10 protein-coding genes and 1 pseudogene are annotated in these 13,462 nt (G+C 36.5%); 3 read left to right on the top strand and 8 right to left on the bottom strand.

The features are described from left to right. Window positions 1-123 precede the first annotated feature (123 nt). Complete coding sequence (gene acnD / locus AC07U8_RS03745; protein ID WP_494737359.1) at window positions 124-2,730, bottom strand: Fe/S-dependent 2-methylisocitrate dehydratase AcnD; 2,607 nt, start codon at window positions 2,728-2,730, stop codon at window positions 124-126. A gap of 238 nt (window positions 2,731-2,968) precedes the next feature. Between acnD and ygfZ the strand changes: the two genes are divergently transcribed. Further along, entirely contained in the window at window positions 2,969-3,691 is a 723-nt protein-coding gene (gene ygfZ / locus AC07U8_RS03740) for a CAF17-like 4Fe-4S cluster assembly/insertion protein YgfZ (protein ID WP_494737358.1), read from the top strand. A gap of 250 nt (window positions 3,692-3,941) precedes the next feature. Here ygfZ and AC07U8_RS03735 read toward each other — a convergent pair whose 3' ends face one another. From AC07U8_RS03735 to AC07U8_RS03705, 7 genes and pseudogenes are all read right to left on the bottom strand, one after another. Further along, on the bottom strand, window positions 3,942-5,126 hold the full coding sequence (locus AC07U8_RS03735) for a PQQ-dependent sugar dehydrogenase (protein WP_494737357.1): 1,185 nt from the start codon (window positions 5,124-5,126) through the stop codon (window positions 3,942-3,944). A gap of 434 nt (window positions 5,127-5,560) precedes the next feature. Further along, on the bottom strand, window positions 5,561-6,451 hold the full coding sequence (locus AC07U8_RS03730; RefSeq protein WP_494738576.1) for a hypothetical protein: 891 nt from the start codon (window positions 6,449-6,451) through the stop codon (window positions 5,561-5,563). Between the two features lie 692 nt (window positions 6,452-7,143). Then, window positions 7,144-7,284, bottom strand: a pseudogene (locus AC07U8_RS03725) (peptidoglycan with LysM domain protein); the annotation flags it as partial. A 127-nt stretch (window positions 7,285-7,411) separates the two neighbouring features. Further along, window positions 7,412-7,843 carry a hypothetical protein gene (locus AC07U8_RS03720; RefSeq protein WP_494737356.1) on the bottom strand — a complete coding sequence of 144 codons (432 nt, stop codon included), beginning with the start codon at window positions 7,841-7,843 and terminating at the stop codon, window positions 7,412-7,414. A gap of 17 nt (window positions 7,844-7,860) precedes the next feature. After that, window positions 7,861-9,147, bottom strand: a complete 1,287-nt coding sequence (locus tag AC07U8_RS03715; protein WP_494737355.1) for a LysM peptidoglycan-binding domain-containing protein — start codon at window positions 9,145-9,147, stop codon at window positions 7,861-7,863. A gap of 2 nt (window positions 9,148-9,149) precedes the next feature. Further along, on the bottom strand, window positions 9,150-12,026 hold the full coding sequence (locus AC07U8_RS03710; RefSeq protein ID WP_494737354.1) for a type VI secretion system Vgr family protein: 2,877 nt from the start codon (window positions 12,024-12,026) through the stop codon (window positions 9,150-9,152). Window positions 12,027-12,403: 377 nt separating this feature from the next. Continuing rightward, window positions 12,404-12,649 carry a hypothetical protein gene (locus AC07U8_RS03705; protein ID WP_004722984.1) on the bottom strand — a complete coding sequence of 82 codons (246 nt, stop codon included), beginning with the start codon at window positions 12,647-12,649 and terminating at the stop codon, window positions 12,404-12,406. A gap of 175 nt (window positions 12,650-12,824) precedes the next feature. Here AC07U8_RS03705 and AC07U8_RS03700 point away from each other — a divergent pair, with 175 nt between their 5' ends. Next, on the top strand, window positions 12,825-13,082 hold the full coding sequence (locus tag AC07U8_RS03700; RefSeq protein WP_494737353.1) for a hypothetical protein: 258 nt from the start codon (window positions 12,825-12,827) through the stop codon (window positions 13,080-13,082). Then, window positions 13,079-13,399 (top strand): low molecular weight protein tyrosine phosphatase family protein, encoded by a 321-nt coding sequence (locus AC07U8_RS03695; protein WP_004819178.1) that lies wholly within the window; start codon window positions 13,079-13,081, stop codon window positions 13,397-13,399. Before AC07U8_RS03700 ends, AC07U8_RS03695 begins: the two co-directional genes overlap by 4 nt. Window positions 13,400-13,462 lie beyond the last annotated feature (63 nt).

The raw sequence follows: 13,462 nt of genomic DNA, 5'->3' as shown, positions 1-13,462 counted from the left end.
CAGTAGGGTCTTTTTACAACACTATCAATTACTTTTAATCCTTAATTAATCTTCTTTTTAAAAGAGAAGAACTCCCTCCTTTTTCAAAGGAGGGTTGGGGAGGATTTAAAGAGTAGAACTCAATCAAGCCACTTGCCCTTCCAAGAAATCCTGTGCAAAGCGTTGTAATACCCCACCCGCTTCATACACATGCACTTCTTCTTCAGTATCCAAACGACAAGTTACAGGAACTTCAATCACTTCACTCTTACCATCAACCGTAGCACGCTCAATCACCAAAGTTAAGTCTGTACGTGGTGCAATATTACCAATCACACTATACAGCTCAGTACCATCAAGCTTTAAGGTTTTACGGTCGGTGCCCGCTTTAAACTCAAGTGGTAACACGCCCATACCAACAAGGTTAGTACGGTGGATACGCTCAAAGCCTTCTGCCACAATCGCTTCAACCCCAGCAAGACGAACACCTTTCGCAGCCCAGTCACGGCTGGAGCCTTGACCATAATCCTTACCAGCAATGATGATCAGTGGTTGCTTACGATTCATATAAATCTCAATCGCTTCCCACATACGCATCACTTCGCCTTCTGGCTCAACACGCGCTTTAGAACCTTGCTTAATGGTACCGTCTGAACGAACCACCATTTCATTAAACAGTTTTGGGTTGGCAAAAGTTGCACGTTGCGCGGTCAAATGGTCACCACGATGCGTTGCATACGAGTTAAAGTCTTCTTCAGGTACGCCCATTTTATGCAGATATTCGCCTGCTGCCGAATCCATCATAATTGCATTCGATGGTGACAAATGATCCGTTGTAATGTTGTCAGGTAAAATCGCAAGTGGACGCATATTTGACAATGTACGTGGTGCAGCCAAAGCCCCTTCCCAATACGGTGGACGGCGAATATAAGTACTTTGCGGACGCCAATCGTATAATGGACTTTCTGATTTTTCCGTCACACCCAAATCAAACATCGGGATATACACTTTACGGAACTGTTCAGGTTTTACAGATTCTTTAACCAATGCATCAATTTCAGCATCCGATGGCCAAACATCTTTTAGGTAAATTGGATTGCCGTCTTTGTCATTGCCCAATGAATCCGTTTCAATATCAAAACGAATTGTGCCAGCAATTGCATAAGCCACCACCAATGGTGGTGAAGCCAAGAATGCTTGTTTTGCATAAGGATGGATACGACCATCAAAGTTACGGTTACCTGAGAGTACCGCAGTGGCATATAAATCACGGTCAATAATTTCTTGTTGAATCTTTGGATCTAAAGCACCAGACATACCGTTACATGTCGTACATGCATAAGCCACGATACCAAAACCAAGCTTTTCTAAATCTTCCAGTACACCAGCCTCTTCAAGATAAAGTGCAGCGGCTTTAGAACCTGGTGCAAATGATGATTTCACCCAAGGTTTACGCACTAAGCCCAATTCATTTGCTTTACGTGCCAACAAACCCGCGGCAACTGTATTACGAGGGTTGGAGGTATTGGTACAAGAGGTAATCGCGGCAATAATGATTGCACCATCAGGCATTAAACCATCAGTACGGTTTTCAACTACGCCTGCAATGCCTTTCTCTTTTAAATCTGCTGTGGATACACGTGCATGTGGGTTTGATGGACCTGCAATATTACGTGTTACCGTTGAAAGATCGAAACGAAGTACCCGAGGGTATTCTGCTTGTTGCATATCTGATGCCCAAAGACCAATTTCTTTGGCATAACTTTCTACCAATTTAATCTGGTCTGCTTCACGACCAGTCAAGGTTAAATAATCAATGGTGTTTTGATCGATATAGAACATTGCCGCAGTTGCGCCATATTCTGGAGTCATATTGGAAATCGTTGCGCGATCTCCTACAGACATACTGTCCGCACCTTCACCAAAGAATTCTAAATATGCGCCCACTACACGTTCTTTACGCAAGAATTCTGTCAACGCTAAAACGATATCTGTTGCAGTGATACCAGCTTTGCGCTGTCCCACCAATTCCACACCGATAATGTCTGGAAGACGCATCCAAGATGCACGACCCAGCATGACATTTTCAGCTTCCAAACCACCAACACCGATAGAAATTACACCCAGCGCATCTGTATGTGGTGTATGTGAATCGGTACCGACACAAGTATCTGGAAATGCGACACCTTCACGGTTTTGAATCACTGGAGACATTTTCTCCAAGTTGATTTGGTGCATGATACCGTTACCAGCTGGGATAACATCAACATTTTCAAATGCTGTTTTGGTCCATTCAATAAAGTGAAACCGGTCTTCATTACGACGGTCTTCTACAGCACGGTTTTTTTCAAATGCATCTTGGTCAAAGCCACCGTATTCCACCGCCAAAGAGTGGTCAACGATCAACTGCGTTGGCACAACAGGGTTAACTTTAGCAGGATCACCGCCTTGGTCTGCAATCGCATCACGCAAACCTGCAAGGTCGACTAATGCTGTCTGTCCTAGGATGTCGTGACATACCACACGTGCTGGATACCAAGGGAAATCATGGTCTTGTTTACGGTTAATCAGTTCTTTTAAAGACTGTTCTAGAATGGCTGGATCACAACGGCGTACCAGCTGTTCAGCCAATACTTTTGATGTGTATGGAAGTTTTGCATATGCGCCTTGCTGGATGTCTTCTACGGCTTGACGCACATCGAAGTATTCGAGCTGGGTACCTTGCAGTGGTTTACGATAGTTGTTATTCATTAGTTTTGTGCCTCTTGCATCATTTTGTACTGCGTGTCTAATGATTGGCATAGTACACTGTCGAAAACCCATTTCCCAAATCGTTTATATTTCATAAGCTTAGATATAAAAACAGGGGTTTTGGAAATATTTAGTAACAACTTCATTAAAATATTTGCACTAAATCTGCTTTTTTTTGAAAAATAGCGGAAAATAAGATTAATTCTTTAGTATTAGATTTAAGATAAGCGAGCAATTCATGAGCGATCTAGCTTTCTCCTCATTTACCTTGATTGGTGTTGATGCAATCAAATTTCTACAAGGTCAAGTGACTGTAAACGTTGAAGCTTTGGCTGAAAATATCACCCAATACACTGCGATTTGTGATCTTAAAGGCCGTATCCATTTTGGCTTATGGCTTAAAAAAATTAATCCTGAACATTTAGAAATTGTTACGACTCAAGATCAAGCCGAAGAATTTGCCAAACATATTAAAAAATACGGCGCTTTTTCTAAAATGAAGCTTGAAGAAACTGGACGAGTTTTTCCAACATTGAACGGCTCAACGACAGATTTTTCTGCTATAGAAACCGATATTTCAGTATGGGAAATTGCTGCAATTCAAACTGGTCAGGCTTATATAAATCAAGCAATTGAACATGTATTTCAACCACAAGAATTACGCTTACACCAACGTGAAGGAATCAATTATGACAAAGGCTGTTATCTTGGTCAGGAAGTGATTGCACGCCTCTGGTTTAAGGCAAAACCAAAAGCATGGTTACATGTCATTCAAGGTACAGATCCTGCCCCTGCTCAAGCTGAACAATTGAATAAAGGTGTTCAAGTAGTAAACAGTGCAGCATTTGAAAATGGTTATATTGCGCTTGTGGTTGCCCGTCCTGATGCCTTAGAAGAGTTAGATGTGACTGTTTTAGCATTACCTGAAAGCTTAAGTGGTGATGTGGCGAGACCGCAGTAATTTCTCAAAGTTGATTACAATAATAAACCTACAACCTTGTAGGTTTATTTAGAGAATTAAATGATTAAGTCAATTACAACAACTTTAACAATAGTAATAGGTTAGCTTTATTTTCATAGATGAATACTTTGCTAATCTAGTACGGCTTCCAAAGATTTATCGACAATTTATATTTTTACTTTCACCTGAATTTTGTATCCCCAGCCATGCTCTTTTTACTAACTCCTAAATTTTTAGAAAAGTTCAAAATTTAGGAAGATGCTTTCTGCCTCACATAATAAATCACACCACTCTTATCATCAGAAAAGTAAAATGAATTTTCATCTACTCGATAAATATCACAAGGGCGACCATAGACATTTTTGCCCACTAAAAAACCATCCATAAACGTCTGTAGTTTTTGCCCTTTACGCATAATCACAATTTTATAGCCATGGCCAATTGTGGCATCGGTAGAACCATGTAAAGCAACTAAAAAAGAATTTTTGATGGTGTCATCCGTATTCGGATGATCAAAATAGTCAAAACCAAGTGCAGATGAATGTGCAGGGAAATAGGCATAAGGAGGCAATACATTTTTGCAACCTGACGGACGTTTAAATTTTGGATCTGCCAAAATTTTTCCATTCGATGAATAACATGAAGCCCAGCCATAATCTGCATCACGTTTGAGTGCATAAAAAGTTTCATCAGGCTTATTTTTACCCAAATGGTCCACACCTTGATTGGTGGCAAATAAAAAATTACCAACCCATTTCAAACCAACTGCATTGCGTAAACCTGTAGCAAAAATCTTTTGTTCCGAACCATCGGGGTTCATTTCTAAAACTGTCGCTCGGACTTTTTCTTTCTCAGTACAAGCATTGCAACTTGAGCCGACTGAAACATAAATTTTCCCGTTCCCACCCACAGCAATTGTTCGCGTTAGATGCCAACCACCATATTTATAACTTAAACCATAGTCAGGAAAAGTCACTAAAACCTCAGCTTTATCCGTTGGTTTAATTTCACCTTTGGTAAATTTTCGACGGGTCAGTTGATTGGTTTCCGCTAAATACAACCAATCTTGTCCTGAAGAATCTGTATAAAATTGAACTGAGTTTGGGTTCTTCAACCCCGTCATATAAGGAATAATTTTGCCGAATTTCCCCGTTTCAGGGTTCCATTCATCCAAAATATAAACGATGCCTTTTTTATTATCAGTCAAATCGTGCATATCTGTTACAAACATTCTGCCATCGGGAGCTTTGCTAAAAAAACGAACTCGTTTTAAACCCTCAGCCGCAGGAATAATTTCATAATTTGCTGGAAAATTTAAAGAAAAGCGCTTCCCATTTTTTAAGTTTACCTGATGAGGCACAAGATTTGGCTGTTGAGCTAAAATCCCCATTGAACAAACTAAACTTATGAATAAGATTGACAGTACTTTCATCATAGATACGTCTCGATTAATCTTAGCAAAAACAGCCTTCTTTTTTATATTATATAACTTCAAGCACGAGTATATAGTCAAATAATTTTGCTAGAAAAATACAAAGGTCATCCAGATATAAGTCGTTATTTTATATTGTTTTTAGCCAAGCGCCGAAAGTATCCTTACAGTGGGTTAAGGCATTCACTCTCATTTTGTGGCACACACAGCGCATCAAAAACAGAACTTCAAAAATAAACAATGACAACATAAAAAGTTATTACTTTAGAAAGCCCTAACCACCATCAATATATGGATCAAGGGCTCATCCAAATGCTTAAAGCATTTTTACAACGCAATTGAACAGTTCACTAATTTTCAAGGAGTATCAAAACCCATGAAATAATTTATTCATGTCTTTACAGCCATAATCTTTTAAGTAATAGGTATAGGATCCTTTATAAATTCACTGACTTACTTGGAATCCATTTTTTTACAGAATTATTGTAATCAACATACAGCCATAACTCATTATTTTTAAAAAAATAATCCTTAACGTGGACTTTGTCATTTTTAACTAGATAAGCCTTTCCCATTTTAAAATCATTTCCCACCTTGTCATATAAAAATACTTTTTGATTGATTAACAAAAGACTATTATCAATGTCACATGTTTTTTCTAAATTTTCTTTTTTATCAATAAGGTATTTCACTAATTTATGGTTTCTAGTTTTAGTTAATGATATGCAAGTAGAAAGCAAAGATGAAAAATTTGTATCATCGTAGAGTTTATTATCAGCACTCTTAATAGCTCTAATATATTTTTGATCAACTTGAGGGGAAGTAGCCAATAAAAGTTCTGATATTAAGTAAGTCCCTTTTGAAAAATTAATATCGTATGTTGATATAATTTTATTACAAGTAAAGAAGAAATAGGTTTTTTCATTCATACCAGCTAACAAAATTTTTTGATTACTATTTACATATAAACATTGGCGATCCTTTTCATCATGAACATACTTTGTATTAGCTAAACTTTCTTGTGTGTAAACAGAGCCTATTATAAATAAAACAATTTGTAGGAGGTTTTTCATTCCGAAAATTCTAGATCTTATTCTTCTTTTTATAATTTTTCGCCTCATTCTAATGGAAATAAAGCTTGCTAAAACAGCATGCTCCATTTGCCTAACCAAAGCTGAACCAATCGCAATTGGCCCTGTGCTACTTTGCGTATTGATATTTAAGTTCCGCATAGTTTCACTGATCAGTAAATCACTTACTTCACCTTCAATGATAAAAAGCCTTTCTGACAATTGATCAATATTTTGGTCTATTTTTTTTAAACTCATTTTTTCCATATATTTCTTCTAGGTCAATGTGGTAAAGCAAACCATATAAATGCATTTAAACCAATTTTTTCTAAAACCTTAGTTGTTTTATTTAAAATCTGTTGAGAAATTTTGCTTGCGTAGTAAGAACTGAACAACAAATTTGTACAGCTTAAAATAATAAGCAATTTTTTCATTTATTATATATCGGATTCACTTTACACCATTTTAATGATGGCGGCATTTACTTATTGTGTTTTTATTAAACTCCTTTAGATACTTTATAAAGTCTGTTCTTAAAGATATTGTATTCTCACCATTATTTATAACTTCCATATAGTTTGGCTTATTTAATTTTTTTGTACCCTCATTATTTAGAAATGTGTAACTATAGTTCAGACTATAACCTGATAAAAAATTAGAGTCATAAAAATATAAAATATCTTCACCGCCATAACCACCAGAATCACCATCAACTTTGGCAACAATTACACACTGATTTTCATTAAGTTTATATATACTTACTTTATTGTCCAGAACAGCCCCCCATCCTCTACCTCATAGTCAGTAATAAAGTTTTGTATTACTTTAAAATTATTATTAATCTCATAACCAGTATATTGATGTTGAATATTACCTTGAGCTATACAACTTGTAGAAAATAAAGATAAGGAAATGATTGTGAATAAAAATTTCATTAAATATTTCTCATATTAAAATGTTAACTTTTTATAATTTGCTATCCCCAAAGCTAAAAGTTGAGGCTCTAAATCACGCCATGTCTTTCCATTAGGTTTCAGTTCAAAATGGGGATAATCCTTTTTCTTCCAAGTTCCTCCCCATCCTAGTCCTAATTCTAAATTAAAAGTTTATAAATTCCGTAGACTCCATATGTCACTAAAATATAAAATGGCCGATGAAATTCATCGAGCGGTTGTGGAGATAAGTGAAAACTTATTTCAGAACCAGACATCTACATAATTAATTGCAATTTTGAATTATAATATTTTTATTTAAATATTTTTTTAATTCATAAAATTTTGAATGACTAGCACTTTCATTTTTAACAAGGATAAAATCTTTTTCAGATAAGTTTGCAAGATCAATAATGCCATCTTTATTTTCTTTATAATTGTAAGAACGGTATTTAGCCTTTATAATTTTTGATTTCTTAAAATAAAAATTATATTCCTCTTGACCAGTTTCACCGTACAAATTATAAATTAATCTGCATTTATCATAAATTTTTAATAATGTCAGTTCAGAACCTTGGCTAGATGGAATTTTTTCAGTTAAATCAATTTCCTCTAAAACTTTAGTTTTTTTATTTAAACTCTGTTGAGAAATATTGTTTGCGCAGCAAGAACTGATCAGCAAACTTGTACAGCTTAAAATAATAGCCAATTTTTTCATTTTTTAATCTCTAGTACTTAAAGTTTTAATGATAACGGATCATCATTATTTGCTTTTGTTAATTTATATAACGCACTCACAGATTTACCAAAGGTTATTTGATAATGAGGATAATCTTTTATAGTTTTCCAATCGCCACCCCATTCAAATCCTAGATTTTTCCCAGTTTCAGATACTTTAATTAGTGTATCAGCATCATTAACATTAATTTTCCCATCAATAACAGGGTAAATATCAATTGCTAAACCATAATTATGATAGCTCGTTCCCCCCTTAGCTTTGGTAACTTTTTTACCAGGCTTAGTCCTACCAATAGCATATAAACCATCCTGATAAGCAATAGTTCTGTAAGCTTCAGTAATAACAAAGTGAATTTTATGATCTATATATAATTGTTTAAGTAATTGCCTTACTTTTTCACGTATTTGCGGATGTAATGTTGCAATATTTTTTTCATTTCTAGCAGAATTTTTTGAACTCAATGCTGTAGCTTCAGCTTCTACCTTAGCCGTTGGTGTTTTTTCTTTATTCTTTGAAGCATCTTGTTTAACTGTTGGTGATTTAACAGCCCCTTTATCTTCCTTTTTCTTCTCTGCTTGAGATTTTGTTATTGTAGAAACTTTACGGTCATAGACTCTAAGCTTTTGATTTTGGCTCAATCTATCACTACCTAAACTATTTAATTTTTTTATTTCTTCAACCGTATTCCCTGTGAGCTTGGCTATTAAAGATAAGGTATCTGTCTGCTGAACAACTATGATCTTGGTTTTTTCTTGCTGAATTGGTTTTGGTTCTTGTGGCTCTGACTTATTTTCAGGTAGTGGCTTTGGTGTATCAGCTTTTTTAACAGGGATCTTCAATACTTGCCCAGCATGAATATCTGTATCACTTTTAAGATTATTAATTCTAATCAATTCCGCAATAGTTGTATTGTTATCAACCGCTATTCGAGATAAATAATCACCCTCAGCAACAATATATGTTGACCGTATATATGTCCCAGAAGCAACATCTTTAGCAGAAAGACTCACCCCTTTGAGTAAGACTTTCGGGCTACGAACAATAAAAGTTGTTTTTTCTCCAACTAACTGTATTTTTACTTTTGACTTATATTCTCCCGAAGTCATACTTCTTACTCGAATATCAATGATTGTACCTATTGGACGTTTAATCCAGACGGATTCACCAGTAGCAGGAGTTATATAGTCTGATATGAGCGATGAACCAACCCATAGTTGATGAACTAAGCCATTAATAGGTTGATCTAAAGTATCTAAAAAACGAATATTTGCTAAACAATCCATAATTAATTTTCACCCTCAAAATCATATTCTTGTGAGCAAACATTGCATAAATGTTCTATTTCTTCTAAATCTTCGTCATCTACAAAAACAGTCCATTCTTCATCTACGCCTATGAGAATGTCATAATTTTCATTTTCAGTTGTATTTATACGTTGGGTTCGTCCATGTTCATCTAAATTTCCTGAAATATAGGTACTATTCTTAGTATTGATTAATTTATATTTCACTTCTGAAAAATTATTTTCATAAAACAAGTTATAAAAATCCCATTTATTAGTGAAAGATTTCATTTCATTCATTATAGAAAGTAATGGAATTTCAGCTTTAATTCGCTGTCCTCCCCCAAACTTCTGCTGCCCCGACTTCACCTCAAACAATCCTGGTGTCGTCGCAAATACACCTGAACCATTGATCCTTACCTCAGAAGTGTCCCCAACCAATCGAATCTCTTTAGGGCTAATGATATAAACTGTATCTTCTGTAGAAATGATTTGAATGTCTTTACGTGCAATGACATCAGCACCATCTCCCTGCGCTTGAATTTCAATTTTACCTTTACCTGCAAATAACCTTGTCCCTTCTTGTGCTGCAAACAAACTAATCTTGTTTTGTGCATGTGCTAAGAAGCTCTTTTGGGTGCTTAGGTTAATACTATTGTCTGCTGTATGACTGATTTGCCCATCTGCTGAAAGATGAATATCTTCATTACTGGTAAGCGCAATTGAGTTTGGTGAAGCCAATATCATTAACGCCTGTTTAAACGCCTCAGCTTGGTTCTTAGCTTCATCTGAGTCATCTTTTTCCAAAGCAGAAATAAACGATTTCAAATGATCTAAGTTTTCTAAAGGATCAGTCTGTTGATTCTTGGCAACTTCACTTAATGCTTTAGAGTTATTCAGACTACTTTCTAACTGATTTTTGCCTGCGGTCACATCAAGGTGATTGCCCGAAGCTGAATCCTGAGCATAAGTACTGACTAGTAAACCTTGTCCTGCTCTTACTGCACCCCACTGGTCAGTTCTCAACTCGAAGCCTTCACCTCGTCCTTTGCTGGTGTCTGTCTCTTTGGGATGACTTAAATTACCGAGGTTGAGTTGACTCACCCCATGACTGCTCTGTAATTGACTACTGATTTGCTCAGTACTATCATCAAATCTAAGTTGGTTATAACCAGTACCTTGATACTCTCGACTTTTTATTCCTGACAGTTTTTTGGTATCAGGCAGTTTACCTTTGTCATCAAACTTACTTGGATGGCGATGCGCTTCATGAATACGCCCCACCACAAATAGCCTGTCTATGTTGCCATCAAAGAAATCAATCACGACAATCTCACCAATCCTGGGTAAGAATCGTGCACCATAGCCTTCACCAGCCCACGGTGTCAGGACATCTACCCAAGCTGAATCGGTGTCGTTATCGTTGGAACCGGCACCACCATCGTGGCTATGATCCTGATCGCGGGTAAACAGAAAACGTACTTTGATCCGTCCCCACTCATCCACATGGGTTTCTTCTCCACTTGGTCCAACCACTCTGGCACGTTGGGGTGATGCAATCGGACGATGTTTTAATGGATTGTATTCTGGAACGATCGCAATATTACGGCGTTGTAGCACCAACTGATTGGCTTGGCGTTCATCACTATTGTTAGTCGTGATATTGGTTATTTGCCAATTGCTTTGCTTAAACAAATTTTCAACCTGATTGGTTAGGTCTTTAGGTAGGTTGTTTTGATTATAAAAGTGCTTCGATATGATTATGAATTGCTTGTCGGAAAAATCGTGTTGATCAATTTCGGGATGCCCGTTTAATTCAAAGACATAACCCACATGTGCATCACGTACTGTAGATATTGCGGTAAATTGTTTGGCTTGAGAATCATGGTAATTACTCAAATTTTCATTAAAACGTTCAATTTGACGATTACCTGATGCTGTTGCACCATCTTCTCCATTCAAGTCTTGGATCCATGCTGGGCTAAAGTGCCAAACTTGTTCAAGAGCTAAACTTGCATTGTCGTAGTTTTCACTATGTTGATGCTTACTTTGTACGCTGCCTGCACCTTCATCTATATCTATTACATCGGCTTGCCAACGTTGAATATGTACTGATGTAGGCTGAATAGAACGCTGTCCAATAAATGAGATAATGCTGTCCTGCCTTTCGGTGGGACTGCTACGATGAAAGCGAATATTCTTGCGTTCTAAGCTGGTGTATTGAGTATTGTTGTCAATCAAACGAAGCTTTTGTGCTTGGATTTGTTCACTGAAACGCGATACTTTAAGCTGGGCTTCATCAATCAACCAGTTAATCCCTTCACTTCTAATCAAACGGGTCAAGAAGTCAAAATCACTTTCAGAAGCCTGCATAATGAATGGGCGCACATCATAGTCTTTGCTCAGTCCACTCTTGTCCAATGTCAGACTTGAAGCAAACAGTGGGCTGCGCTCGCGCCATTCCTGAAATATAACTTCAACCGCTTGAAGCGCAGACATATTCATAAACACTCTGGAATTTCTACGATGCTTCCAAAGTGCTGTTGCGTCTTCAACTGTCAGGCGGTAAATCGTCAGCGCACCATCGCTCGCGCCCACATCTGCTTGGGTCACAATCCCTGAAATTCGATTAACTTCTGATTTATCATTCACAATATCAACAGCCACTTGGCTACCGATAAATTGCTTTAATGGAATATTCATTGACGTAGACAAGCAAATCAATTGTAAATGAATGCCTTTGTTTAATTCATGCATTCCATCAATACGTTGTAGGAATACTTGAGCAGTCAAATCAGGATTGCTAAATTGGATATGCAAAACACGTTTTTGAGCAATCAGCCCAAGTTTCTCTAAGGCAAAATAAATATTATTCGACATGTTTTTTTAATATTTGTTAAAAATCGCAATACAGACTACAAAAAAATCCTTATTTTGTCTACACTTAGGTGATTTTTCATGTGATAACTATGTGTAATTCTGCTGCGATCTTTTTAGATATTTATTCTTTTCTGTGCCTTTATACTATTTTTTGTTCTAGGCGTTGTTAAATTCAATTGCCAAACCTTATCAACATAATTATCCATTAGAATATCAAGAATGGTTTAAAGAAAGACCATCAACTTTAGCACGATCATCCTATTCAATTTCTACTTCAAGCTCATCAAGTAGCAGTAGAGATTTAAGCGACAGCTCAAATGGTAGTAGCACATCAGGCTCATGGCAAACACCAAAAGCCCAATAGATTTAGCTGTTGATTAAAACCCATGAAATAATTTATTCATGTCTTTACACAAATAATCTTTAAAGTGAAATGCCCGTGCATGTTTCGCATCAAACTTGGCCGTCTGACCATCTTTTTCAAAAATATAAACACGGTCATCCTTACTGACAAGAAACTCACCACCCAGTTTGATCAACAAGGCATCTATCTTATCTTCATCGGCAATACTGTCATCTTGGCTAACTTTGTCATAATTACGTCTAATGCCTTTAATAAACATCGTTTACTCACACGTTCTATTTAGCCAGAATTATACCCTTTTCATTGCCTTTAAAATGGCCCTAAATAAACATTATCAAAATCATTCGGCTTGTTTACCCAGATAAATACTTATAAAATAGCCCAATCATGTGTTATCGCGGCTGCTTAACCCGATCAACTCATGAGTTTTATCTATGGACATTACACAACAATATTTTGAAAATGAAATAAACCGCAATCAAGCTTGGAGACGTAAGGTAAATTATTTGCACCGTGGTCGAGATTGCAGACATACCTTAACCCTTTGGAAACCAGAAAAAGACTGGAAATTACTTTGGAACAGATCGTTAAAAAGATCTCGTTCTAAACAATTAAGAATTGAATATCCACGTATTTCTTCTGCCAAAAGACGAAAACAAGCACAATATGATTTTTGGAAAACTGCTGATTGAACAGCCTTTTTATTTGTAGTCGTAACCAATGGCGTAGTCCCACTGCCGAGCGTGTCTTTGCAGTGGGCTATGGCATTTCCACACGTTCCGCTGGAACAAGTAAACACGCCAAACATCGTATTTCTGCCAAAGATATTGCGTGGGCAGATATGATTTTTGTCATGGAGCAAAAACATAAACAAAATATCAAAGAGAAATTCCCCAACCAGTTACAACATAAAAAAGTCATGGTATTGGATATTCCAGACGATTATCACTATATGGATGAAGAGTTAATCGAAATTTTAACAGAGGCTATGCAACCCTATTTGCCTTAAATGATAAAGACCTTACCATCAATCAGCATGACCAATTCATCATTAAAATGATGACAAAACAAC

The sequence above is a fragment of the Acinetobacter sp. GW821-FHT01E09 genome (assembly GCF_059422385.1).
Note: the sequence above shows the minus strand (reverse complement) of the source record. Positions and strands in the feature narration are given on the sequence as shown.

Bases quoted from the DNA above. Each gene is read 5' to 3' on its own strand.
- AC07U8_RS03710 (WP_494737354.1), bottom strand. From the start codon at position 12,026: ATGTCGAATAATATTTATTTTGCCTTAGAGAAACTTGGGCTGATTGCT.
- AC07U8_RS03715 (WP_494737355.1), bottom strand. From the start codon at position 9,147: ATGGATTGTTTAGCAAATATTCGTTTTTTAGATACTTTAGATCAACCT.
- acnD (WP_494737359.1), bottom strand. From the start codon at position 2,730: ATGAATAACAACTATCGTAAACCACTGCAAGGTACCCAGCTCGAATAC.
- ygfZ (WP_494737358.1), top strand. From the start codon at position 2,969: ATGAGCGATCTAGCTTTCTCCTCATTTACCTTGATTGGTGTTGATGCA.
- AC07U8_RS03735 (WP_494737357.1), bottom strand. From the start codon at position 5,126: ATGATGAAAGTACTGTCAATCTTATTCATAAGTTTAGTTTGTTCAATG.
- AC07U8_RS03705 (WP_004722984.1), bottom strand. From the start codon at position 12,649: ATGTTTATTAAAGGCATTAGACGTAATTATGACAAAGTTAGCCAAGAT.
- AC07U8_RS03700 (WP_494737353.1), top strand. From the start codon at position 12,825: ATGGACATTACACAACAATATTTTGAAAATGAAATAAACCGCAATCAA.
- AC07U8_RS03720 (WP_494737356.1), bottom strand. From the start codon at position 7,843: ATGAAAAAATTGGCTATTATTTTAAGCTGTACAAGTTTGCTGATCAGT.
- AC07U8_RS03730 (WP_494738576.1), bottom strand. From the start codon at position 6,451: ATGAGTTTAAAAAAAATAGACCAAAATATTGATCAATTGTCAGAAAGG.